The 23,160-nt window shown below is 61.6% G+C and carries 21 protein-coding genes; 10 read left to right on the forward strand and 11 right to left on the reverse strand.

Going from position 1 to position 23,160, the window contains the following annotated elements:
• The first annotated feature begins 86 nt into the window (after positions 1–86).
• Together metK and CRI93_RS12255 are read left to right on the forward strand one after the other, a co-directional pair.
• Positions 87–1,253 (forward strand): methionine adenosyltransferase, encoded by a 1,167-nt coding sequence (metK, locus tag CRI93_RS12250; protein WP_098062931.1) that lies wholly within the window; start codon positions 87–89, stop codon positions 1,251–1,253.
• 42 nt (positions 1,254–1,295) lie between these two features.
• Positions 1,296–2,474: a S1C family serine protease gene (locus CRI93_RS12255; protein ID WP_245850507.1), complete on the forward strand. Its 1,179-nt coding sequence runs from the start codon at positions 1,296–1,298 to the stop codon at positions 2,472–2,474.
• 87 nt (positions 2,475–2,561) lie between these two features.
• Here CRI93_RS12255 and CRI93_RS12260 read toward each other — a convergent pair whose 3' ends face one another.
• The 4 genes from CRI93_RS12260 to CRI93_RS12275 form a co-directional block, all read right to left on the reverse strand.
• Complete coding sequence (locus CRI93_RS12260; protein ID WP_098062933.1) at positions 2,562–3,695, reverse strand: Nif3-like dinuclear metal center hexameric protein; 1,134 nt, start codon at positions 3,693–3,695, stop codon at positions 2,562–2,564.
• A gap of 514 nt (positions 3,696–4,209) precedes the next feature.
• Positions 4,210–4,455 carry a hypothetical protein gene (locus CRI93_RS12265; RefSeq protein WP_098062934.1) on the reverse strand — a complete coding sequence of 82 codons (246 nt, stop codon included), beginning with the start codon at positions 4,453–4,455 and terminating at the stop codon, positions 4,210–4,212.
• 64 nt (positions 4,456–4,519) lie between these two features.
• Positions 4,520–5,434 (reverse strand): NAD-dependent epimerase/dehydratase family protein, encoded by a 915-nt coding sequence (locus CRI93_RS12270; RefSeq protein WP_098062935.1) that lies wholly within the window; start codon positions 5,432–5,434, stop codon positions 4,520–4,522.
• A 126-nt stretch (positions 5,435–5,560) separates the two neighbouring features.
• Positions 5,561–6,679, reverse strand: a complete 1,119-nt coding sequence (locus CRI93_RS12275; RefSeq protein WP_098062936.1) for a 6-phosphofructokinase — start codon at positions 6,677–6,679, stop codon at positions 5,561–5,563.
• Between the two features lie 685 nt (positions 6,680–7,364).
• Here CRI93_RS12275 and CRI93_RS12280 point away from each other — a divergent pair.
• Positions 7,365–8,477: an NHL repeat-containing protein gene (locus tag CRI93_RS12280; RefSeq protein ID WP_176521856.1), complete on the forward strand. Its 1,113-nt coding sequence runs from the start codon at positions 7,365–7,367 to the stop codon at positions 8,475–8,477.
• A gap of 159 nt (positions 8,478–8,636) precedes the next feature.
• On the opposite strand, the gene CRI93_RS12285 is transcribed toward CRI93_RS12280, so the two are convergent.
• Positions 8,637–10,367, reverse strand: coding sequence for a BamA/OMP85 family outer membrane protein (locus CRI93_RS12285; protein ID WP_176521857.1), 1,731 nt, complete (start codon positions 10,365–10,367; stop codon positions 8,637–8,639).
• Here CRI93_RS12285 and CRI93_RS12290 point away from each other — a divergent pair.
• The 6 genes from CRI93_RS12290 (at position 10,354) to CRI93_RS12315 (ending at position 15,844) form a co-directional block, all read left to right on the forward strand.
• Positions 10,354–10,806: a hypothetical protein gene (locus tag CRI93_RS12290; RefSeq protein WP_176521858.1), complete on the forward strand. Its 453-nt coding sequence runs from the start codon at positions 10,354–10,356 to the stop codon at positions 10,804–10,806. The two genes, CRI93_RS12285 and CRI93_RS12290, sit on opposite strands and share 14 nt — an antisense overlap.
• A gap of 47 nt (positions 10,807–10,853) precedes the next feature.
• Positions 10,854–11,471: a peptide-methionine (R)-S-oxide reductase MsrB gene (gene msrB, locus CRI93_RS12295; protein ID WP_098062940.1), complete on the forward strand. Its 618-nt coding sequence runs from the start codon at positions 10,854–10,856 to the stop codon at positions 11,469–11,471.
• Positions 11,472–11,540: 69 nt separating this feature from the next.
• The gene (msrA, locus tag CRI93_RS12300; RefSeq protein ID WP_098062941.1) at positions 11,541–12,215 is read left to right on the forward strand and encodes a peptide-methionine (S)-S-oxide reductase MsrA; all 675 of its coding nucleotides are present in this window, start codon (positions 11,541–11,543) and stop codon (positions 12,213–12,215) included.
• Between the two features lie 611 nt (positions 12,216–12,826).
• Positions 12,827–13,951, forward strand: a complete 1,125-nt coding sequence (gene mutY, locus CRI93_RS12305; RefSeq protein WP_245850509.1) for an A/G-specific adenine glycosylase — start codon at positions 12,827–12,829, stop codon at positions 13,949–13,951.
• 231 nt (positions 13,952–14,182) lie between these two features.
• Entirely contained in the window at positions 14,183–15,073 is an 891-nt protein-coding gene (locus tag CRI93_RS12310) for a hypothetical protein (RefSeq protein ID WP_141491697.1), read from the forward strand.
• A gap of 231 nt (positions 15,074–15,304) precedes the next feature.
• Positions 15,305–15,844, forward strand: coding sequence for a hypothetical protein (locus CRI93_RS12315; protein ID WP_098062943.1), 540 nt, complete (start codon positions 15,305–15,307; stop codon positions 15,842–15,844).
• Between the two features lie 78 nt (positions 15,845–15,922).
• On the opposite strand, the gene CRI93_RS12320 is transcribed toward CRI93_RS12315, so the two are convergent.
• Positions 15,923–16,492: a DUF4126 domain-containing protein gene (locus CRI93_RS12320; protein ID WP_217992539.1), complete on the reverse strand. Its 570-nt coding sequence runs from the start codon at positions 16,490–16,492 to the stop codon at positions 15,923–15,925.
• Between the two features lie 105 nt (positions 16,493–16,597).
• Positions 16,598–18,094, reverse strand: coding sequence for a S10 family serine carboxypeptidase-like protein (locus CRI93_RS12325; protein WP_176521861.1), 1,497 nt, complete (start codon positions 18,092–18,094; stop codon positions 16,598–16,600).
• Between the two features lie 397 nt (positions 18,095–18,491).
• On the opposite strand from CRI93_RS12325, the gene CRI93_RS12330 reads away from it, so the two are divergent.
• Complete coding sequence (locus CRI93_RS12330; RefSeq protein WP_217992540.1) at positions 18,492–20,516, forward strand: S9 family peptidase; 2,025 nt, start codon at positions 18,492–18,494, stop codon at positions 20,514–20,516.
• Positions 20,517–20,541: 25 nt separating this feature from the next.
• On the opposite strand, the gene CRI93_RS12335 is transcribed toward CRI93_RS12330, so the two are convergent.
• The 4 genes from CRI93_RS12335 to CRI93_RS12350 form a co-directional block, all read right to left on the reverse strand.
• The gene (locus CRI93_RS12335) at positions 20,542–20,934 is read right to left on the reverse strand and encodes a CHY zinc finger protein (protein WP_098062945.1); all 393 of its coding nucleotides are present in this window, start codon (positions 20,932–20,934) and stop codon (positions 20,542–20,544) included.
• A gap of 69 nt (positions 20,935–21,003) precedes the next feature.
• Complete coding sequence (locus CRI93_RS12340; RefSeq protein ID WP_098062946.1) at positions 21,004–21,486, reverse strand: PIN domain-containing protein; 483 nt, start codon at positions 21,484–21,486, stop codon at positions 21,004–21,006.
• Positions 21,483–21,779, reverse strand: a complete 297-nt coding sequence (locus tag CRI93_RS12345; RefSeq protein ID WP_098062947.1) for a UPF0175 family protein — start codon at positions 21,777–21,779, stop codon at positions 21,483–21,485. The genes CRI93_RS12340 and CRI93_RS12345 overlap by 4 nt, the downstream gene beginning before the upstream one ends.
• Before the next feature lie 202 nt (positions 21,780–21,981).
• Complete coding sequence (locus CRI93_RS12350) at positions 21,982–23,157, reverse strand: NHL repeat-containing protein (protein ID WP_098062948.1); 1,176 nt, start codon at positions 23,155–23,157, stop codon at positions 21,982–21,984.
• Positions 23,158–23,160 lie beyond the last annotated feature (3 nt).

The raw sequence follows: 23,160 nt of genomic DNA on the forward strand, positions 1-23,160 counted from the left end.
CTCGTTCACGATGCGATTCGCGGTCTGCGTCCCCTGCGGCGGAGCCGCTTCCTTCGTTCTGATTTCCTCTGTACGCGCTTTACCTTATGGCTTACCTGTTCACGTCTGAGTCGGTGTCCGAGGGGCACCCCGACAAAGTGGCCGACCAGATCTCTGATGCTGTTCTTGACTCGCTTCTTGCCGACGACCCGCACAGCCGCGTGGCCGTCGAAACGATGGTCACCACCGGTCTGGTGGTACTCGCAGGCGAGGTGACGACCGAATCCTACGTTGACGTGCGCGAAACTGCGCGCGACGTGATCCGCGACATCGGCTACACGGACCCGCGCCTGCGCTTCGATGCCGAATCGTGCGGCGTACTGAGCAGCATCCACGAGCAGAGCAGCGACATCAGCCTCGGCGTCGATGGCAAAGAAGAGCAGGGCGCAGGCGACCAGGGCCTTATGTTTGGATATGCCTGCCAGGAGACGGAAACGCTCATGCCCATGGCCATTACGTATGCGCATCGGCTCATGAAGGAGCTGGCGCACATCCGTAAGCAAACCGACCAGATGAGCTACCTGCGCCCCGACAGCAAGAGCCAGGTCACCGTCGAATACGAAGATGACCGCGTTACGCCGCGCCGCATCGACACCGTAGTCGTCTCTACGCAGCACGACGAAGGCATCAACCAGAAGCGCATCAAAGACGATGTGCGCAACATCCTGCTGCCTCGCGCCTTTGGCGAGCGCTACGAGGAGCTCATCGACGACGACCTGGTGCTGCACGTGAACCCCACCGGACGCTTCGTGATTGGCGGCCCCCACGGCGATGCGGGCCTGACCGGACGCAAGATCATTGTGGATACGTATGGCGGCAAGGGCGGCCACGGCGGCGGGGCCTTCAGTGGCAAAGATCCCTCGAAAGTGGACCGCAGCGCTGCCTATGCCGCGCGTCACGTGGCCAAGAACATCGTAGGCGCGGGCCTGGCCGACGAGGCGCTTGTGCAGATTGCCTACGCGATTGGCGTGGCCGAACCGCTCTCCATCAACATCGACACGAACGGCACCGGTGTTATTCCGGATGTGCGTCTGCGCGATGCGGTGCGCGAGACATTCGCCCTGTCGCCCACCGCCATCATCGACCGGCTGGAACTGCTCAAGCCGCAGTACCGGCGCACCTCCACCTACGGCCACTTTGGGCGCAACGAGTTTTCGTGGGAGCAGCTTGATCACACCACTGCCCTCAAAGAAGCCGCTGGTCACCTGGCATAACACACGATTCCCGCTGTGCTCATCAGCCTTCCCACCTCAGGCATGCAATGGTCTCGCTGGATTCTGACGTGTGCGTGTAGCATCGCCCTGCTGGGGCCTGTGGCTACAAGTACAGGGGGATGCGGGGGCGATGCTCCCCCCGATACCTCGGCGTCAGCCCCTACAGGCTCGTCTAATGCACAGGCTGTTTCGATGCCGTCGGCTGCTGCCGACACCACCATCGAAGCCTCGCGCCAGAACGCCGTCACCCAGGCGGTGGAGGCCGCTACGCCTGCGGTGGTAAGCATCGGAGTGCGCAAGGTGCAGCGCGTGCGTGATCCGTTTGCGAACGACCCGTTCTTCCGCCACTTCATGCAGCGCCCGCAGTACCGCGAGGCGCGCAGCATGGGCTCTGGCTTTGTTATGTCGTCCGATGGCTACATCGTGACGAACGAGCATGTGGTAAGCAACGCGCGCGACATCAAGGTCTACTTCCCCGACGGCGAAACCTACGCCGCCGAACTCGTAGGCAGCGATCGCCTCACCGATCTGGCACTGCTCAAGATTAAGGCCGACCGCCTCCCGCATCTCACATTCGACACCGACAGCGAACCCATCCCGGGCGAGTGGGTGATTGCGCTGGGCAACCCGTTCGGTCTGTTTGAAGCCGCCGAGCCATCGGTTACCGTAGGCGTGGTCAGCGCCAGCAACCGCAACCTGCAGTCGCAACGCGACGGGCGCCTCTACCGCAACATGATTCAGACGGATGCCGCGATCAACCGTGGGAACTCGGGCGGACCGCTCGTCAATGCGCTGGGAGAGGTGATTGGCGTGAACACCGCGATTTACTCCGACTCCGGCGGCTCCGTCGGCATCGGCTTTGCCGTCCCGGCCCCGCGTGCGGTTGAGATTCTGGAGGAGTTGCGCACGAACGGCTCCGTGGATCGCTCGCACTACACCGGACTCGACCTGGTTGAGGTGGATGCGCGCATCGCACGAGCGCTGGGCCTCTCGGAGGTCCGCGGCCTGGTGGTGCGCGACACCGATCCCGGCTCCCCTGCCGATGCTGCAGGGTTCCGCGCCTACGACGTGATTCTGGCGGTGGAAGGCACCCGCATCGACAGCCGCGATGATTATGCCGCGCGTATCTTCGACTTCCGTCCTGGCGACGAACTCCGCTTCACTATTGAACGCGACGGCACTCGCCGCACGCTCGCCCTCACGCTGGGACGGCGGGGATGAAGCCGCACGACGGAGGATGCTTACCAAAGGAAGGGGTAGGGACACGGCGCGCCGTGTCCCTACAATAATATGTGGGCGTGTGGCCGCTCACCCTGCGTCGTCCACAAACGTGCGCATCGGGCTGGTGCGGTGGCTGGTGCGCTGCCAGGTGATGGACGGAAAGCGCTCAGCGAGCCAGTTGCGCAGGAGGTCTTCGGTGAGGGCCTCCGTTTCGTAATGCCCCGCGTCGATGAATGCCATCTGCGGGGTCCCCGTGTCGGCGCCCAGCACGCGGAAGAAGTCGTGATACTTCACATCAGCCGTCACGTATGCATCCGCGCCCGCACCTTGAGCGGCGCCTACAAGGCTGCTCCCCGCCCCGCCGCACACGGCAACGCGCTCCACGGGCGCATCGGGGGTTCCGGCGTAGCGCAGGCTTTCCGCATCCAACTGACGGGATACGCGGGCTAAGAACGCCGAGAGCGGCATCACCTCATCGAGCATGCCGATAGCGCCCATCCCGGCCTGTGTGGTGGATTGGTTGAGCGGATACACATCGTGAGCTACTTCTTCGTAGGGATGGGCCTCATGCATCGCCGCCCGTACGGCGGGCAGGGCCCACTGCGTGACCTCCATCTCCAGGCGGATCTCCTCGACGGTCTCCAGCTCGCCGCCTGCGGTGCCAATGTGCGGATCGGTGTCTGTGCCTGGACGAAACGTGCCGGTGCCGTGGGTTCGGAACGCACAGGCGTCGTAGTTGCCAATGCGTCCGCCCCCCGCGTCGGCCATCGCCATGTGGACGGCTTCGGCGTGATCTTCGGGCACGAAGGTGACGAGCTTGCACGCGGCGTCGTCCATCAGTGCAAGAAACGTGGGCTCGGACACACCCAGGCGCTCGGCCAGCGCAAACGAGACCCCGCCGGGCGCCGCATCGAGATTGGTGTGGATGCTGTAAAGCGCAATGCCGGACTCCGCCAGGCGCAGCGCCAGGTTGTTGGCATATCCGCTGCCGGTGATCTGCTTGAGCGGCTGGAAGATGAGCGGGTGATGCGTTACAATCAGTTCAGCACCGGCCTCAATGGCCTCGTTAAGCACTTCGTGGGTCAGATCGAGCGCGAGTACCGCGCGCCGGACCTCCGCATCTGCCCGACCGACCTGTAAACCGACATTGTCGTAATTCTGCGCAGATGCGGGCGGTGCCCACTGTTCCAGCGACTGGGCGATGCGTCGAATGGTTGGCATGGGTCAATGAGGTTGTTTGAGGAAGTCAGAATAGCCGAAAAGGTTCGGGAAACACGTTGCTGGATGGGGCAGAGCCCCTATTAAAATGTGCGTCGCACGGCAGAGGGGCCGAAGGTCATGCTTTTTGTGCCATGCGACGAGTGAGCTAAACCGATACCGGGGAGGAAGGACCCATAGGGCGCTCCCATGAAGTCCCCCTCAGAGGAGGGGGAGAGATTCCGTGCGCTCAAACGCCCCAAACAATCAGGTGTGACGTAGCACTACTTCTCTGTCAACCCCCATCTTGATAGTTGCCTTGCAATCAGCCCTCACGAAGCCTGTCATGGTGAGCGGAAGGCGACGAAGGAGCCGAGAGTCGAACCATCTCCTTGGCATTCAGCAGCTACGGGCGAACCAACAGCCCTGCCCATTCCGAGGGAGATTTTTCGACTCCGCGTCTCCTAAACGGAGCCGCTACGCTCAAAATGACAACAGAAAAACGGGGGCCACCCGAAGATTGACGTGTGACACAGCACTACACCCGCTCGCTTCGCTCGGTACGAATGGCATCCGAGAGCGTCCCTGGCATATCCGAGAGTGCATCGCGGACACGCTGTGCAGCATTTGCGCGGGACTGATGGGGCATCTCCTCGGATGCAGCGGACGATTGCTTCCGCAAGAACGTGGCGAAGTCGACAACAGAGCGCTTCTCCGCCGGAGAAAGCTGCTCCCAAACAGCCAGTAGCTCGTCGCGGTCGGGGGGCAAAGTCGTATGAGGCATAATGTATTGTGCGTCGTTCGACCGTTTGGGTGTGATACAAGGGAACTCAGCTACCGTTCTAATTTCACCGCCCCCGCAGGTACCGCAGCGAGCGCGGGGTGAATGGGCGGTGCGACACGTCGAACGTCTCGTTGAAGGGTTCTGCGTGGCCGGTATTGCCCCCAATGAGCATCGCAAACTGTGCCGGCGAAATCGGAAGCAGGCCCAGCTTGCCCACGGTGTTCACGCCCAGCTTGGCCAGCGCAAGCGGTACGTGTGCTTTCGGTTTGGGATCGTGGCCCCAGCCTTTGGCAATGCGATCCAGAATCTCGGTGTACGCCAGCTTATCGGGTCCGCCGACCATGAAGGTCTGCCCGTGAGCAGATTCAGTGGTCAACGCTTGCGCGAAGCCCTCAGCCACCGCCTGCACGGCCACGGGCTGCAGTTGATACTGCCCATCACCGAAGACGGGTAACACCGGAAACGGACGGATCAGGTCGTCGACCAGGCGCGAGGCAAACTCGATGTTGTGCGGCCCCGGATCCCCAAACACAATCGACGGCCGCATGATGCACCAGTGCTTGAACGCCGCATCGCTCACAATGAGCTCGGCGTTCCACTTGCTGGTCTGGTAGCCGGTGCCCTCGGGTGCAGCGCCGTTCGCGCTCATATGGATGAACGTGCCGATGCCTGCAGTCTGCGCCGCCTCCACAACATGGCGCGTGCCCTCCGTATGGATGCGCTCAAACGTGACCCCTTTGCCCGGCTGCTCATCAATGATGCCCACCAGATGAATCATCGCGTCGCAGCCGTCGAGCGCGCCCTGAAGCGAGGCCGGATCCGTCACATCGCCCGCAACGCGTGTTACGCGGTCGTCATCGACCGCCAGCGGAGCCGCGGGATCGCGCAATAGACACGTTACCGCGTGGTCGTGCTGGAGCAGCGCCTGAAGCACGTACGATCCCACAAATCCGTTAGCACCCGTCAGAAAAACATCCATAGTCGAAACAAAGCATATGATCAAAAAAACCGTAGAGACGTCCGACCCGGGCGTCTCAGAACGCGTCCGACCCGGGTATCTCAAAGCACGTCCGACCCGGGCGTCTCAAAAAGCAGTAATGCCCGGTCACGGCATGATCGACGCATCCTGCATGCACACGTCCAGGTCAGTAACGCCGAACGAGGTGTCCATGGCCACCCCTGCGGCAATGAGCGGGGCGTTGCGCGGCACGGTGCGCGTTTCGTCGGCTACCTCTTCGAGCGGAATCTGCGTAAAGCGGCCCTCCTGGCGCGCCACCATCACGCCAAAGGTGCCCTCCGCCACCAGCTCAGCTGCATGGGCTCCGAAGGCCGTAGACAACGTACGGTCGTAGGCCGTGGGCGTGCCGCCGCGTTGCATGTGGCCCAGAATGGTGGTGCGCACTTCGCTCTCAATGTGCGGCTTAATCTGCTCAGCCAGCGCCTTGCCTACGCCGCCCAGACGCAGTGGATCGTGGCTCTCTTCTACGCGCTGACTCACCGTAAAGGAGCCGCCTTCGGGCTTGGCTCCTTCCGCAATCGAGATGATCGTAAACTGCCGCCCGCCTTCCTCGCGTTCCTGGCAGACGCGAATGACCTCGTCTACGTTGTAGGGCAGCTCCGGAATCAGAATGATGTCGGCCCCGCTGGCCACGCCCGCATGCAACGCAATCCACCCGGCGTAGCGACCCATCGTCTCCACAATCATCACCCGGTGGTGACTCTGTGCCGTCGTGTGGATGCGGTCCATCGCCTCCGTAGCCACATGCACCGCCGTGTCGAAGCCAAACGTCCGGTCGGTGCCCATCAGGTCGTTGTCAATGGTTTTGGGCACGCCGACGATGTTCATGCCCAGCTTCTGCAGACGGTGCGCAATCGACATCGTGCCATCGCCGCCAATGGCCACGAGCGCATCCAGGTTGAGGCGCTCGTACGTTTTCAAGGTGCGCGCCGACACGTCGGCTCCGCCGCTGGCGTAGTAGTCGAACGGATTCGCCTTGTTGCTCGCGCCCAGAATGGTGCCGCCACGGGTCAGGATGCCACTTACATCGGGCGATTCGAGGAGCTCCGTATCCCCCTCAATGAGTCCGCGAAAGCCCTCGCGAATCCCTACAACTTCAGCGTTGCACTGCGACAGCAGGCTCTTGGTCACAGCACGAATAACAGCATTGAGTCCGGGGCAGTCGCCCCCGCCGGTGAGTACGCCTACACGAAATGGATTTGACATTGGTCTTTGGGGATAGCAGGAATGGATAGCGGATACGGTGGCAGCACGCAAGCACATAGCGTCTTGCCCACCCCCAAGTATCGGCATCACGCCGGGTAAGCGTCAAGCGGAGGCAAAGGCAGCGCGCCCTTCCCATCAAGGATTCGCAGAGCCGAGGTGCTGATGTGGTTGGTCGAGGCGAAGAACTTCTCTTTGTGTTCCAGGCGATACAAGCCGTACCTTCACCCTGATTGCTATCTACAAGCACGCTCCCCATCGTTAACTACTTAACATTTATTTAACATCAAGATCTTTTTTTTCGAATCTGCCGGATAGTATAGAACTGCACGTTATATTCTTATATCAAACAAAGGTGACTCACATGAAGCGCCTATTTCTAAACGTAATTTGTATCTTGGTTATTGGAGTTGGAGGGTTGACACTCGCGACAACATCTCCTGCCAATTCATGGAATGTCGATTCCTCGGCGGTCATTAAGGTAAACGCTGAGTGCGAAACCGATTCTGGCGATACCTGCGAGGGGGAATGCTGCTCAGCTTCAGAAGATAGTTGTATGGCGGGCCCTTGCGATGCAATTCGTGAGTTGTGAGCAGCCTTAAAGAACCTGAACGGTAAATGGGAAAGGTAAGAAGTTACATCGCTTCTTGCCTTTCCCTTTTTTGGCAAAGCAAATATTATATGTACAATGATATTCAAAAACGCAGTTGTATTGACATTCATTCTGGTAGGTCTCATCCCCTGCAGCCAGGCCCAGGATCCATCCGTTGCACAGATAGACTTTGAGGAGGTAAATCGCGTTGTAGATGCTCCGCTGGGTAACGCATGGAATCTACTCCCCCACGTAGCGGTGGATAGCAGCAACTCCATTTACGTAGCGGATGCATCAAACGAGATTATCGTTCAGATGGAGCAGCACGATGGTACATTTGTCCGAGAGTTCGGAGGAGAAGGGCAAGGACCGGGCGAGTTTGGAGCAATAAGCACCTTGCAAGTTGTTGGAGGCGATACGCTTCTAATCTCCGATAGCTCCAACCGGCGTCTTACCTACTGGCCTGCCGAAGATGAAAGCCCGGATCGTGTTACTCGCCTGGAATACACCGGATCATTTGACGCAGCTATACGATTGACGCCCAATCGGATCATCACAACAGATCAAATGGCATACCGTGCTGACGATGCGGAAAGAGATGACGATCGGCAGGTGGTAGTTGCCCTTCATGGTTCCGATGGAGCCATGGAGCAGGATTCTGTACAGACCTGGGAGACGGACGAGGTTGTCCTGTCACGTGAACGGGGCATCGTTTTTGTCGGTGACCATCCGTTTGGACGCGAGAATAAGTACGCCGTCCATGCTGAACGCTTTTATCGCCTGTGGACTGGCGAACCGCGGGTTACCATCTACGATGCGTCGCTCCAACAAGTGGGGCAGTTTTCACTTGCTCATGACGCGCCCCCAGTGACCTCAGACGATGTCGATCGGGCTGTTGATGCTATTCAAGAAGAGGGGGTAGTTGGAGATATCTATCGCTCGGCGCTCCGAGAGGCAATTCCCGACACCTGGCCCTCTGTTGTTAGCATGTTCGTAGACGACCAGGGATACATCTGGATTGGCCTGCGAACCCCACCCGACACGCCGAACCGGTGGGTACAATGCACCGAGAACGGGGATATTGTTGCTGAAGGCATGCTGCCCGATCAAGTGACGCTGGAAGCAATCCGTGGAAACCGGGCGTATGGCATCGCAGAAGACCCTGAGTATGGAGGACCAATCACTGTCGTCTACAGCATTCGTGATTGAGTTCTTTCTTGGGGCGAAGTAAACGCATCTCATTGGCGTTCAGCCAGGCCCTCTGCGACCCGGTTCGTTCACTCGATCGGATCCTGTTGCAATGATCCAGGTCTGCCAACAGCAAACTCGTAGCTTCAGACTACTTTCATCCCTGGCACGCTCTTCCCCCTACAACGCCACCGCCAGCCCCACATGCACGCGTCCGTTGGCGGGGCTGCCGTCGTCGGGGTTCATCGCATAGCTGATGTTGATGCGCCCAAGTCCGGTGCTGAGTTCGGCGCCAATCCCCGCACTCGGATGCCACGATCGCTGGCCCGCACGTCGCGCCCCCGAGCGCCCCTCCATGGCGGGCCGGTCTACGCCCCCGACCTCGGCAAATGCAAACACAAACGAGCTCCGGTCCACAAACAAGCGATACTCCGCAAGTCCGCGTCCCACCACGCGCCCTGAGAAACGATCCTCATCGTATCCCCGCAGCGACTCATAGCCGCCCAGCCGAAACAGGTCGCTCGGGTCATAGGTGTCGGCGAGCAGCGCGCGGGCCTCAGCCCCCAACACCAGCGTGTGCCGCCTGCCCAGCGGCCAAAAGGTGCGCAGATGCCCGTCGAGGCGGGTCTGCTGTGTGGTGGACTGCGTGCGCAGCGTATCGCGCTCTATCACGGTGCGGCGCGTGCGCTGCTGGCGGCCCTGCTCCACAAGCACATCGGCACGGAGCCCCTGGCGCGGCGCACGGCGGCGGTCGGTCTGGTCGATGCGCAGCCCCACCCCGCCCAGCCAGGCGCTGCTGCGTGCCACGCGCTGCGCGCCGTCCTGCAGGGTTTGCCCCTGCGGCCCCGGACGCGTAACGGCCCGCCGCACCGATCCGCGCAAATGCCAGTCGCTTCGCACCTCGTAGCCCAGACTGCCTCGATAGGTGCGCGCGCTGTACGACGAATCGCGCTGCTCGCCGGCAAAAACGACCTCTGCATCCAGCGCCTGCCCAAACACGAACGGATCGCGCAGCCGCACATCGACCGTGCTGGAGCGCCCTGGGCGGCGGTCGAGCGCAAGGTCGGCTTCGCGTCCGCCCCCAAACAGATTCTCCAGCTCCAGCCGTCCAGATCCCACAAACGAGGTGCTCTCCTCCGCGCCGCCGTCGGGGAGCACGCCCACCACCAGATCGAACACGCCCGGCGGACGCTCCTCCAGCGCAAACGTGAGCGTGGCCCCGCCGTCGGGGTCTACCTGTAGAGCGGGCGCCTCAACCTGCGCAAACAATCCCGTGTCCTGGAGCGCAGTACGGAGCGCCTCGGGGTCGTAGTTGCGAAGCGGCGCCTCGTACGTAAGCCCCGCTGCCCGCGCCACGTAAGCGGGATTCGTACGCTCGGCGCCGTCGAGTTCGACCGCCTTCAGCCAGAGCTGCGGCCCCTCGTCGATGGCCAGGGTCACAGCAACAGCACGGTCACCTGTCGGGTCGAGTGCGTCTACGTGCACCGTAGCGAGCGGATAGCCCTCCGCCCGATACGCCTCACGGAGCGCGCGCAGGTCGGTGTCAAGCACGTACTGGTTGAGCGGCTTGCCTGCACGAAGCTGCATGGCGCGGCGGAGAGCCGCCTCCGAGAGCGCCTCGTGGCCGGTAAACTGAACGGCATCGACGGTGGTCTGCGGACCACGCGTCACGTAGAAAGTAGCGTAGGGCGGCGCGTTCGGGTGCACAGTTGCCGAATCGACGGTCGCCTGCAGGTAGCCCTGCCGTTGGTAGTGGTGCGTGAGGGCCCGGGCGGCAGCGCGCACCGAATCGGATGGAGGCGGCTCCACACGATTGGGCCACGCCTCGGTGGTGCCCTCAACCACCACCGTCCAGCGTTCTGCCTCCGCATCCCCCGAACGGCCCACCTCTTGCCCCATGGCCAACGACATCGTTGCGGCGCACCCGGCCACGCAGAGCAACCCAACTCGTATGCATCGGTATATGATGCTGAACATCTTTGTCCACCCACGCTATGTGCCTGTGCGTACTGCTGTTGCTGCGTTTTCGTGCTGGATGGCGCTCCTCGGTGCGATGTCGTACGGCATCCAACCTTCGCCCTCGCCGGGTGTTGCGCCCGCCGACACCATGCGTGTGTCCCTTGCAACAGGCGAGGTGCTCACCACCATGCTGCCCGAAACCGTGGGCGAGACTACGGTGGAGCGCTACCGTCTGGTGGAGGGGCCGCCGTTCAGTGGCGTAGCTCGCCGCTCCCTGGTCTGGCCCGCCGCCAACGCCGATCCCGGCACCTACAACCTGGTGCTGGTACCCGCTACCGAATCTCCCACCGATACGCTTGTGGTACAGGTTCAGGTGGACACCAACGGATAGCGTCGCCCTGTTCATCGCTCGCATCTTTCACAGTCCCGATGCCACCTATGAATCGCGCCACCTTCTTGAAAGGCCTCGCCGCTGCCCTTGCCGCGCCAAGCGTGCTTATTGGATGCCAGAACGGCCAGTCGGCCCCCGGCTCCGTCGCAGCTTCCGACACGCTCCAGGTTGCCCCAGCCCCGCCCGATGCTCGCGTCTTCAGCGAGGGCATTCAGGCGGATACCATGCACGTGCATCCCGCTGTAGAAACCGTCGGCGAATCCCGCCGCAGCGCCGACGAATGGCGCGAACTGGTGGGCAACGACGCCTATCGCATCCTCTTTGAAGCAGGCACCGAACCGCGCTACAGCAGCCCGCTCCTGGAGGAAAGCCGCCGGGGCACGTTTATCTGCGCGGCCTGCCACCTGCCGCTGTTTCCATCCTCCACCAAGTACGAAAGCGGCACCGGCTGGCCCAGCTTCTGGGCGCCCCTTGACGGACGCCTGGGCACGCAGCGCGACACGAGCGCGGGCATGGTGCGCACCGAGTACCACTGCGCCCGCTGCGGCGGCCATCAGGGCCATGTCTTTCAAGACGGCCCCGACCCCACCGGACTCCGCTACTGCAACAACGGTCTGGCGCTGGCCTTTGCCCCCGAAGACGAATCATTGCCGGAGCTGCGGTAAGATGGGTTGCGGTCTGAAGCCGCAGGAGACGTTCACGCCTGCTCTTTTCCAACAACTGTGTTTCCCCCTATGCGAACCTTGCTCTTTACTCTCCTCCTTGCCAGCACAACGCTGCTGCTGGGCTGCGCCGACGCCTCCTCCACGCAGTCCGACGCCTCCGCTGATACGTCGGATGTGGACATCAGCGCCCTCGCGCAGCCCGACACCGCTACATTCGCGGGCGGATGCTTCTGGTGCATGGAGCCGCCGTACGACAAGCTCGACGGCGTGGCCGCCACCATCTCCGGCTTCTCCGGCGGCGATGTCGTGGATCCCTCCTACGACCAGGTTACCGGAGGCGGTACCGGGCACACCGAGGTCGTGCAGGTCATCTATGATGCCGAGGTCGTTGACTACGAGACGCTGCTGGAGGTCTACTGGCGCAACATCGACCCGCTCGACGATGGCGGACAGTTCTGCGACCGCGGCGATAGCTATCGCCCCGCCATCTTTGCGCATGACGACACGCAGCAGGATCTCGCCGCATCCACCAAGGCCGATGTGCAGGAGCGCTTCGACGATGAGGTCGTTGTGCCCATCCAGCCGTTTGAGGCGTTCTACGCAGCCGAAACCTACCACCAGAACTACTACCAGAAGAATCCCGGCCACTACAACCGCTACCGCCAGGGCTGCGGACGCGATGCGCGTCTGGAGGAACTCTGGGGCGAGGAAGCCGGCGCTACGTATCTGACGTCGGATGCGTGATTCGATGTGGCTCCTATCATTCCGGGTGCCTGCTAACTGAGTCGGAGATGGTTCGGCTTCTGCCGACTGCCGTCGGCATTCGCTCACCATGACACGCTTGGTGGGAGGGTGGAGTAGTTTGGAAGCACCACAGACATCCCCCCTTAGAACCTGTTTGGGTTTTGGTTTGACGGCGAGAGCGAGGGCCGCTGAGGCGAAAATTGGACCCCAATCGAGGTTCGTAACTGGGGCTACGGGCCGAAACGAGGGCGAAGCCCGACTCACGCCAGTAGATTAGGGGCAATTTGCACCAGGGGCATGACCTTCGGCCCCAGCCCAGCGGAGCCGCTCGGAGCCCAAAATAAGAAATCAAAACAGGTTCTTAATCCCCCTTCAGCCGAGGGGAGAGACAACCGAAAGAGTCCCGCTTCCACCTGCTCCCCTGGAGAGGGGAGCTGTCGCGCCAGCGACTGAGGGGTGGATACGTAGTGGCCTGAGGACCGCTAAACAGATACGAGCCTCGTGACGAGATGACATTCGTGAGCCGCAACTGCGTACGTCTGCTCTAACCTATCGCATCATCTACACGCCCACCGTATCGCCGTCCCTCTGTATCCCCCTAAATTACCTCAGTGGCTGACCTCGACCTTCCCGACATCACCGACGCCCACCGCACGCGCTTTCGCACGGCGCTTCTGGACTGGTATCACGATGTGAAGCGCGAGATGCCGTGGCGTAACACCGACGATCCGTATCGCATCTGGGTGTCGGAGATCATGCTGCAGCAGACCCGCGTGGATCAGGCAGAGCCATACTACCAGCGCTTCACCGACGCCTTTCCGACCGTGCACGACCTGGCCGAGGCCGAGCGCGATGCGGTGCTGCAACAGTGGGAGGGCCTGGGCTACTACTCGCGCGCTCGCTATCTGCACGAGGCCGCACAGACCGTCGTGCGCGAGCACGGCGGCACGGTGCCCAGCACGTACGACGGACTCAAATCGCTCAAAGGCATCGGTCCGTACACCGCGGCGGCGGTCGCGTCAATTGCCTTCGGGAAGGCCCATGGCGTGCTCGATGGCAACGTGATTCGCGTTCTAACGCGCGTTTTCGCGATCGAAGAGGACTCGACCCGCAGCGCCACGCGCCGCCGCCTGCAAGCCCTGGCGGATGCACTGGTTGACCCTGACGAACCCGGCAACGCGAATCAGGCGCTCATGGAACTGGGCGCTACGGTCTGCACGCCGCGCAATCCGGCGTGTGGCGAATGCGTGCTGGAACCGGTGTGCGAAGCCGCAGACGCGGGCCATCCTGAGCGCTACCCCGTCACGCCCGAGAGCAAGCCCATTCCGCACCACGACATTGCCGTGGGGCTCGTGTTCGACGAAGCAGGCCGCCTGCTCATCCAGCGCCGCCCCGACGACGCCATGCTGGGCGGCTTGTGGGAGTTTCCGGGCGGAAAGTGCGAGGAGGGCGAATCCCCCGATGCCGCGTGCCGACGCGAACTGCAGGAGGAACTGGGCATCACGGTGGAGACCGACGCCCTCTTCTATACGCTGAAGCACGCCTACTCGCACTTCAAAATCACGCTACACGCCTATCCGTGTCGCATTGTGGACGGCACGCCCACACCCGAAATCGACCAGCCTATGCAATGGGTCACCGTCGACGAACTGGCCGACTACGCCTTTCCCCGCGCCAACCGCAAGCTCATCGAAGAGCTCAAGCGCCGCGAGTACGCGCCGTCGCTGTTTGATTGAGGGAAGCGATATGGCTGCCAATGGGCGAACGATGCTTGTCCCATCTCATTCAGCAGGCCCTCGGCTTTGCAAGTAGTATGGCTATTCGTGACAACGCTCGGCGCACGTAACGCACCTCCGCAGACGCCGAGTAGCAGAAGGTATAAGGTTCCTGTCTGTTACCATTACAGATATAGCTGCGTCTTTATGTAGTGATCGCATATCCTATTCGTTTAAAGCCGTTACACTGTGATGCTGTCCCTCCGAATCCGTCCCCGATTCGTTGCCTCACTTGCCGCTGTCGCCCTCAGCGCAATTCTACTGATGCCGCTCTCGGCATCTGCGCAAACGTCTTCTTCAAGCGACACTGCAGAGGACGCTATCGACGAAGACCCACACGCCTCTCGCCTCGTTTTTTCCAACACCGCCCGTCCGCTGGGTGCCGACGAAGTCTATGTCTCGCTCTCCAGCATTGTCGTCCCGCAGCTTGGATACGGTATCACGGACTGGCTGGGCGTCGAGATCGGTGGCCAGTTCATCCCCGAACTCAATCCGAAACTGTTCTACATCGACCCCATTGCCCAGATCTGGCAGCGCGACGAGCTGCACGTCGCCGTAGGAAGCCGACTGAGTATGGTACGCGGGCGCCAGTATGGAATTGGCACCCGCTCACGCGTCCTTGCTACGAGCGATGCTCTTATTCTCGACGAAAGCTGGGATGCCCACTGGCAGCCCGAAGTGCTGGCCACAGTGGCCGGATCACGCGGGGCGCTCACGGGTGGAGTCGGACTTCACGTCTCCACCACCGCGTCAGACCTGGGCGGCTCGTATCTTGACAGCGCTTACCTGAAGGTGGGGGCAGAACTGCAACTCCTGTCGTGGATGCGCTTCATCTCTGAGTCCGAAGTCCACGGCGGGTACACCGACCGAGTGTTGGCTCAGGTGCGTACCCCCGACGGCGACTCCAGTACGCAGTTCATCGAATCAACAGGTGCGTATCTGCAGTCGGCCAATGCGCTGCGCCTGCATGGCGATCACTTTGCCACCGAACTCGGCATCGGCGTGCAGGCCCTTACCGACCCGGTTATCTCAACCGACGACACCTCGCTCTTTGGAGTGATCCGGTTTACCTATCAGTTTTAGCCGCGCCTGCTGATGCTCATCACATTCTCCACCTGCGGGCGGATGCACCCGTGCATCTGCCCGTTTTAATTGAGCCAAGTTGCCTCCTATGAATTGTCATTTTGAGCGAAGCGGAGCGGAGTCGAAAAATCTCCTTGGTTCAGTTGTTTTGGTTTCATTGGAAGAACTTCCCCACAAGGAATCTATCGGTCTCCTTAAGAGCAATTTTGGATTTATAGGTATCACAATCAGATGATCACACGTTTTCTCATTCCGCTGTTCGCACTCGCGCTGACCCTTCCTGCCACTGCTCAGCAGGCCCCCAGGCCGCTCCAGACGACCGAGCCGCCGCGCGCATGGATCGGTCTGAGTACGGGGCTTGGACACGGCGCCGGTAGTGCCGCCAACGTCAGCGCCGGGGCGAACATCACTATTGGACGGCGCACCAGCGCATGGGTCGGACAGGTCGCTGCCAATGGGAACTGGAGCACCGAATCGCGCCCCGAGAATGCCGAGCGCCCGTACGCCACCCATGCCGGGCTGAGCCTGGGACGCGTGTGGACAACCTCCGAAACGGTCGTGGCTGGATTTGCCGGGCCTGCGCTGGGATGGGAACGCGTTCGCAGCGGCTCCACGCACCGTGCACCGGGCCTCCTTCTGGGCGCACAGTTTTTCATCACTCCCACTGAAGGACTCGGGCTGGGTCTGGACACCTTTGTATTCGCTCACCCCGACCGTCCGCAGTTTGGCGTGCGGGTCGCCATTCAGATCGGCAATGCATGGACGCGGTAGCGTCTAAGAGCCTGACAGGCTCCACACTCTACCGCACACCAAAGGCAACAAATCGCAAATCCAAAATCCGAAGCCAGTTTACGAGACGGAGGGGCGCCGTGCTCGGAATCGGCGTACGCCATACACCAGCAGCGCTACAAATGCTGCCAGCGCCACGAGCGGCGCGATGATCGCCAGAATTGTAAACAGCAGCGAGCCGCCCGCCTCGCCGGTAGACACCAGCGAGTTGCCAAGTCCGCCCGTGGAGGCGCTACTTGCCCCACGTAACAGCACCGTGCCGCCCTGCACCGCACCTGCCGATCCGCCCCCGGCCATCAGGGCCAGTGCCCACTGCATAAACGGCGACGCGTCGCCCAGGGTCGATGCCGTGAGGAGGGTGCCCGCCGCCACGGCCATGGGCGTAGCCAGCGTATCCAGCAGATTGTCGACCCACGGGATGTAGTACGCCCCAATCTCAATCAGCGCGGCAACGGCCAGCACCGCCGTAGCCAGTGGCGAACCCAGCCAGGCAAACTCCTCGGCCAGCGGCAACTCACCCGAAAGCGCAGCTACGTTCGCGCCCAACGGCGGAATGAACACACGCAGCCCCGCCGCCGCACTCAACCCGATGCCAACGGCCACCGCAAGAATCGTTTCGATGGGAGTCATGAGAGATGTGGATTCGTGCGTACATTGTGTTGTTCGTAGTGACACGGCGCGCCGTGTCCCTACAACACGTGAAAACTATCATTTCGATCACGAAATGACGTCCTCCTAATACCGCGCCGGTGCGCCATCTTCCGGAATCGATGCCTCAATGAACGCACGGATGTGGTCGTTCGATGCTTCCAGGTCCTCATCGCGGAGATACATCATGTGGCCGCTCTCATAGCCCTCAAACCGCATCCGGTCGCCCAGGCGTCCGCTCGGGTCCATATTCCACATGACGTACTTGGCCGAGAAGTAGTCCGTGGCTCCGTCGTAGTAGCCCGACTGCACCATCACGTGCAAGAACGGATTCTGCGCCATCGCCTGCCGCAGGTCTTCGGCCACGTTCACGTCGCCCTGGCCCTCCCACGGGCGCACCGGACCGAACACGTTGTACTGCAGGTCGGTCTCCAGCCCCAACTCCTCGCGCAGGTACTCATTGATCGCCGGTGTGAATGCATGATTCCAGGCGATGAGCTCCGGCGGATAGTCGTACCGGTCGCCCGCATTCTCGCGGTCAACGCCTTTGTAACGCGAGTCGAGGCGGCCGATCGTGTGGCCCTCGTCGCGGAGGAGTTCCTTCCAGAAGTAAGACGCGGGCATCGCCAGGTTGTGATCCAGAATTGTCTGCGTAGACACGCCGGCGTAGCGCGCCACCTGCTCGGCCACCTGCTGACGCCGCTCGTCATCCAGCGTGCCGCCCCGCGAGAGCGCCGGGACGAACACATCGAGCGTATAGTTTTCGACCTCGTCCAGCAGATCCGTAAGTTCGCGCTGCTGCAGCTCGGCATCCAACTGCTCATGGTACCACGCCGCCGCCGTGTAGTAGGGCAGCTTCAGCGCCTCGGAGCGCGGCGACGGCCCCGGCGCTTGCAGGCCCATGCCGGTCGGCGACACGAGAACCACACCGTTCAGATACATCCAGTGGCGGTTCTGCAGCGCGCCCGCCAGTCCAGCCACGCGGGTCGTGCCATAGCTCTCGCCAATCAGATATTTCGGCGAGGTCCACCGCCCGTGGCGCGACACAAACACGTCGATCCAGTCGGCCAGATAGGTCACATCGGCCTGCACGCCAAAGAACTGCTCGCGGTCCACCTCCTCGTCTACAATGCGCGAGAAGCCGGTGTTTACCGGGTTCACGTACAGGATGTCCGCCTCGTCGATGATCGAGTGCGGGTTGTCGCGCACGCCGTACGGCTGCACCGGGTAGCCCTCGTCGCTAATTTCCAGCAGTTTTGGACTCGTATACCCGAGGTGCATCCAGAGCGAGCCCGAGCCGGGTCCGCCGTTGAACGAGATCATGAGCGGACGCTCCGTGCGGTCGTCGACGTCGCTGCGTTCGTAGTACGTGTAGTGCAGCGACGCCATCGCGTGGCCGTCCTCGTGATACACCGGCTGCGTGCCCGTCGTTACGTCGTACGGAATCTCAGTGCCATCTACCGTCACCGCATCGCTCTGCGTAATCGTCGTATCGACCGGTAGCGACCGCTGCTGCGCCTGCACATTCACCGTCAGCAGCACCGCCACGCATCCTGCCAGCCACAAAAGAGTACCCGTTCGCATCATCATATCCGCGTTGGTTCATTAAGGAGAGCACCCTCAACGTACCGCACCGCCCCCGCAGATGCAACGCCCACGCCACGAGCAGCAAGCGCGTGTTATCAATTGAGACAGACGACGCTCGTCGCATGGCACCACAGGCATGACCTTCGGCCCCTCCGCCGTGCGATGCAAACCGTTTAGGGGCTCTGCCCCGTCGCTATCTGCCCCGTCGGGGCGACGAAGCAAAAGACGCTCCTGCGTCCGACACGCCGAAGCAGCCCAGCCTTCCCATTTTAGGGGAAACACAAAGCCAAGCTGCCCGCTCCACCACCCGTCGCAAGCGTTGGGGGATGCATTCGTGGTCGGTAGCTTGTATCTTGGAGACGTACCCCTCTGCCCCCACCCGCATTTGGATGCTATGCCTACCGTTTCGCTTCGATCGCTCGTGTTCGGCGTGCTGCTGCTCGTACTCGCCAGTCCCGCCGCCCTGCAGGCGCAAGAGCGCGGCATGCAGCCTGCCGACTACTACCACCTGAAGATGAGCAGCGACGCGCAGATCTCGCCCGATGGCACGCGCATCGTGTTTGTGCGCACCTCCATCGCCGAGGACCGCCGCAGCCGCGAATCCAGCCTGTGGATGGTGCCCGCCGATGGCTCTGCAGCGCCGTACGCATTCACGCAGGGCACGTCCGACCGCAGCCCGCGCTGGTCGCCGAGCGGCGATCGCATTGCGTTCCTGAGTAGCCGCGACGAGAAGCCGCAGCTCCACATCATCCGCACCGACGGCGGCGAGGCCCATGCCGTCACCGAACTGGAGCAAGGCAGCATCCGCGCCTACGAATGGCTGCCCAGCGGCGAGCGCGTGCTGCTCACCCTGTCGATTGATCCGTCGGTCGAGGATCCCACCGAAGAAGCCGACGAGCCGGAGGGGCCGCGTCCCGACACCACCGTGGTGCGCGAGGCCGCCTACCGCACCGGCGCCGGGAGCTTCCTGGGCGCTGAGCGCCACACGCTGTGGATGCTCACACTCGACGAGGGCACGCTTACCCCACTCGCAGGCGATTCCGACTACCACATCCACAACGCCACCGTATCCCCCGATGGCGAAACCGTTGCCTTCAACGCCGACTTTACGGGCGAGGAGTTCGATGCCGGGTTCAACCAGGATATCCATCTGCTTGCGCTCGATAGCGGCGAGGTGCGCACGCTCGACACCCCCGAGCGTCGTGCTCAGAATCCGGTCTTTTCTCCCGATGGCACGCACCTGCTCTACCACCACACCGCCGACCGCTACGAGCCGACTGAGCTACACCGCATTCCGGTTGATGGCGGTACGCCCGAGGTCCTCCATGACGGCATGAACCTGAGCACTTCAAGCGTCCAGTGGCCTGCGGGACACGACCAGCCGTTTTTTAGCGCGGATTATCGGGGCTCGCATCCGATCTTCCAGCTTACGCCGACTGCCTCCGCATCCGCCCTGATTGGTGAAGGCGCCAGCCTGAGCACACCCTCATTCTCGGACGATGGCACGCGCATCGCCTACACGCGCCACGACGAAACCACCCCGCCCCAGGTGTGGACCGCCCGCGCCGACGGCTCGGATGCGCAGGCGCTCTCGACTTTCAACGCTGAGATGCTCGATTCGCTCGCGGTGCAGCCCTACGAACGGTTTACGTTCGAGCACGACGGCGGCGGCACGCTCGATGGATTTCTGCTGCGGCCTGTTGGATTCGAAGACGGCGACTCGTATCCGCTTGTGCTCAACATTAAAGGCGGCCCGGGCGGCATGTGGGGCCACGAGTGGTTCCACGAAATGCAGATGCTTGCGGCGGCGGGATACGGCGTGGTCTTCACCAACTACCGGGGCAGCACCGGCTACGGCTACGACTTCCAGAGCGCGGTGCGCCTCGACTACGGCGGCGTGGACTACCGCGACAACATGGCACTCGTAGACGCCGCCCTGGAGCGCTTCGACTGGATCGACGACGAGCGCCTGCTCATCACTGGTGGGAGCCACGGCGGCTTTCTCACCAACTGGATTACCACGCAGACCGATCGCTTTCGCGCCGCCGTTACGCAGCGCAGCGTGAGCAACTGGATCTCGGAGGCCGGTACGCAGGCTTTTCCGCCCCGCGAGATGAACGCCGAGTTCGGCGGCTCGCTGTGGACGAACTTCGACTACTACTGGAACCGCTCGCCCCTACAGTTTGCCGACCAGGTGACGACGCCCACGCTCATTATCCACAGCCAGAACGACCACATCACGCCCATTGGGCAGGGCATGGAGTGGTACTACGCGCTGAAGAATGGGGGCGTCCCCACCAAGATGGTGATGTTTGCAGGCGAGGGCCACGGCCTCTCACGCGGCGGCGCGCCCGTCAATCTCGTGGAGCGCCTCAAGCAGATGATGCAGTGGTTTGAGCAGTGGGATGGGGTGGAGTAGCCGCCTTTCGGTGCAAGTTCTCCGGCTACTGCGGTGCCTGTCTCGTTCTGTCGCGTATGTAGAGATGCAGATGCGTTGTGCATCCGGGGTTGAAGTCGGCCCCACAGTCGGGGCATGCATGTTCGGCGTTGAGATACTGCCGCCACGTAAGCACCGTACGGCATGCGCCGCACAGCACCGCCCGCTCATCGAGATCCGCCTGCGCATCCCACTGCTGTGAAGCGTGGTCGGCGACAGCGTCATGGCACGCATGACACGGATAGAACACGTTGCAGCACGGAAACCGGAGTGCAATTACGTCGCGCTCGGTTGCGTAGTGGGCGCAACGCGTCTCCGCATCCACGCCCATGCCGCACAGGGGGGCATCGAAGCGAGGATCGGTTTCAGGGGGATGCGTGGTGCGGCGATTGGTTGGCATGATAGCGTTGCTGGAAATGTCGTCAGTCTATCGTTACCGCGTACCGGCGCACCTGTGGGAAGGATGTCGTCATGCCTCATCTGCCATGCGCAGTACCTGCCGGATAACTGCCCCATTCACGTGCATTCCAGAGCGAACGAGTGACTGGATGACAGGCCTCACCATATCGAGATGCCCTTGTTTTTTGGCTAAGACAAGTATGCCAAGCGTTCCAATGACTGGAATGTCGAACGCCTGCGCGCAGCGGCGGGCTGCTGCATCATCTACAACGACTGTCCAACCCGCACTTTGTAGTGCATAAGAGAGTACATTACTCTCACCTTGTCCAAGGTCCCAGGCTGCGACTTCCGAAACAACAGGAGAAGTTGATTCAACCCACCGGCTGTGCTCTTCCAGCCACGTACGCGCTGGATCATCTTTTTCAGTATCCCGCACCTCGTTGGATACTGCTTCTGGAATAAGAAGACTGTCTGCGGTAAGCGCTAATAAGTCTGCATAGCCAATTGTAGCAAGGAGAATAATCGGCGAGGCATCGACAACCCACCTTCTCATGCGTCTCCAGAAGTGCTGGTGCGCGGAAGCGACGTGCCGAGAGCCTGCTGAATCTCATCCCTGATCTCTTCGGGAGTTGTCTGGATAGGGCTGACGCCATACCGTGCCAGGGCTGTGATAAAAGCAGGACGTGGGAGGCCAGCAATCTCTGCCGCCTTGCTTTGTGAGATTCGCTCCATTTCATACCACTTGATTGCAGCCGCAAGCCGAAGCTCGCGCCCAAATTCCTCGGGCGAGCGACGGAGCGCCGAGAAGACGTCGTCCGGAAGTTCTATTTTTAGTGTTTTGGACATAGGTAGACTGGACCGCAATGAGGTAAATCATTTCTGATACGGGAGGGGGGATGCGTTCGTTCTTACGTATGACGGATCGCCGCCCGTTTCCGCAAAGGAGTTTGAGTGCTGTGTATGGGACAGCGTACGGAAAACCACCTGGGAAGCCCACTTCAGTGATGCGTATCTGACGGTCACATGGTGGAGGTTGTCGTGAACGTCGTCAGTCTACCGTTACCGCGTACCGGCGCACCTGTGGGAAAGGCGTTGAGACAGTGGTGTACAGCGTGCCCTCAGGCCCGGTGGTCTGGATGCGTCCGATGCCCGGCGTGCGCATCTCTTCCCACAGCAACCGACCCTGAAAGCGGCCTTCCGGATCAAAGAGATCAATCGCGCTGGCGGGAATCGGGTCCTCGGCGTTGTCGTTTGCAGACTGCTCTGTGTGCTCATTGGGGTCCTGTACATTGGTAGGCCACGACGATGCCACAAGCATATGTCCATTGGGAAGTACAGCGGGGGCGCCCAGATAACCGTACATGCGCATCATTGTAGAGCCTTCTCCCTGAAATACGCCCGGCCCCATTATCGTGTCGATGTTGGGACGATCGATCTGCCGAGTTTGCGTGCCGTTGAGTGTGTATTGGCGCAGTTGGTATGCTGTTACGTGACTCACCCAGAGATGCTCATCATACACGGAAACCCCACCGCCAACGCCCATCCCATCCGGCAGATCCAGGTCGAAGTCGACCTCAACGGTCCGATCATGTGTCCAGGTGTCAGTGTCAATGAAATACAGTTTTTGCGGGTCGCCCCCGTATGCCGAGCGACTGAGGATCAGGTGGCCATTCGCATAGGCCGTGACCGATCCTCGCACGTCCAGCTCATCGATTCCAATGCTTTCCACAAACGTGCCGTCGGTTGTCCAAATATCGACACGACTGTTCATCTGATTCGAAACGTATAGCCGCCCGTCGCCATCCCCGGCCATGCCATATGCGTTGCTGAACTCGCCCGGCCCTTCGCCTTCGCGACCGGCGCTCCACCGCAGGCTGCCGTCGGGATTGAACGCCACCAGACGGTTGTTGCCATAGTCGAGCACGTACACCGCGCCCTCCGCGTCGACAACGACACCGCGCACATCGGCCAACATCGCTTCTTCGGGGGTCTCCTCAGCGCCGAAGGTCTGCTCCAACTCAAACTGAATCGGTGCAGCGTCGTGGTCTTCCCATACCGTCGTGCCGGTGTTTGTGACGTAGGTCACACCGTCGCGCTCTTCGATCGTTACGTCGCCGGAGGACGAGCCCCCGCATCCCGCCCACAGGGCCGTCGCGAACAGGATAAAGAATGGAGCGAGAAGACGCGTTCTGTGCGCGGAAGACGTAGCAGCAGAGACGAACATCGT

This window comes from Longimonas halophila (genome assembly GCF_002554705.1).
Lineage (GTDB): Bacteria > Bacteroidota > Rhodothermia > Rhodothermales > Salinibacteraceae > Longimonas > Longimonas halophila.

Coding starts and splice junctions, on each gene's coding strand:
- metK (WP_098062931.1), top strand. CDS start 87: ATGGCTTACCTGTTCACGTCTGAGTCGGTGTCCGAGGGGCACCCCGAC.
- CRI93_RS12255 (WP_245850507.1), top strand. CDS start 1,296: ATGCAATGGTCTCGCTGGATTCTGACGTGTGCGTGTAGCATCGCCCTG.
- CRI93_RS12260 (WP_098062933.1), bottom strand. CDS start 3,695: ATGCCAACCATTCGACGCATCGCCCAGTCGCTGGAACAGTGGGCACCG.
- CRI93_RS12265 (WP_098062934.1), bottom strand. CDS start 4,455: ATGCCTCATACGACTTTGCCCCCCGACCGCGACGAGCTACTGGCTGTT.
- CRI93_RS12270 (WP_098062935.1), bottom strand. CDS start 5,434: ATGGATGTTTTTCTGACGGGTGCTAACGGATTTGTGGGATCGTACGTG.
- CRI93_RS12275 (WP_098062936.1), bottom strand. CDS start 6,679: ATGTCAAATCCATTTCGTGTAGGCGTACTCACCGGCGGGGGCGACTGC.
- CRI93_RS12280 (WP_176521856.1), top strand. CDS start 7,365: ATGATATTCAAAAACGCAGTTGTATTGACATTCATTCTGGTAGGTCTC.
- CRI93_RS12290 (WP_176521858.1), top strand. CDS start 10,354: ATGGCCAACGACATCGTTGCGGCGCACCCGGCCACGCAGAGCAACCCA.
- CRI93_RS12285 (WP_176521857.1), bottom strand. CDS start 10,367: ATGTCGTTGGCCATGGGGCAAGAGGTGGGCCGTTCGGGGGATGCGGAG.
- msrB (WP_098062940.1), top strand. CDS start 10,854: ATGAATCGCGCCACCTTCTTGAAAGGCCTCGCCGCTGCCCTTGCCGCG.
- msrA (WP_098062941.1), top strand. CDS start 11,541: ATGCGAACCTTGCTCTTTACTCTCCTCCTTGCCAGCACAACGCTGCTG.
- CRI93_RS12310 (WP_141491697.1), top strand. CDS start 14,183: ATGCTGTCCCTCCGAATCCGTCCCCGATTCGTTGCCTCACTTGCCGCT.
- CRI93_RS12315 (WP_098062943.1), top strand. CDS start 15,305: ATGATCACACGTTTTCTCATTCCGCTGTTCGCACTCGCGCTGACCCTT.
- CRI93_RS12320 (WP_217992539.1), bottom strand. CDS start 16,492: ATGACTCCCATCGAAACGATTCTTGCGGTGGCCGTTGGCATCGGGTTG.
- CRI93_RS12325 (WP_176521861.1), bottom strand. CDS start 18,094: ATGCGAACGGGTACTCTTTTGTGGCTGGCAGGATGCGTGGCGGTGCTG.
- CRI93_RS12330 (WP_217992540.1), top strand. CDS start 18,492: ATGCCTACCGTTTCGCTTCGATCGCTCGTGTTCGGCGTGCTGCTGCTC.
- CRI93_RS12335 (WP_098062945.1), bottom strand. CDS start 20,934: ATGCCAACCAATCGCCGCACCACGCATCCCCCTGAAACCGATCCTCGC.
- CRI93_RS12340 (WP_098062946.1), bottom strand. CDS start 21,486: ATGAGAAGGTGGGTTGTCGATGCCTCGCCGATTATTCTCCTTGCTACA.
- CRI93_RS12345 (WP_098062947.1), bottom strand. CDS start 21,779: ATGTCCAAAACACTAAAAATAGAACTTCCGGACGACGTCTTCTCGGCG.
- CRI93_RS12350 (WP_098062948.1), bottom strand. CDS start 23,157: ATGTTCGTCTCTGCTGCTACGTCTTCCGCGCACAGAACGCGTCTTCTC.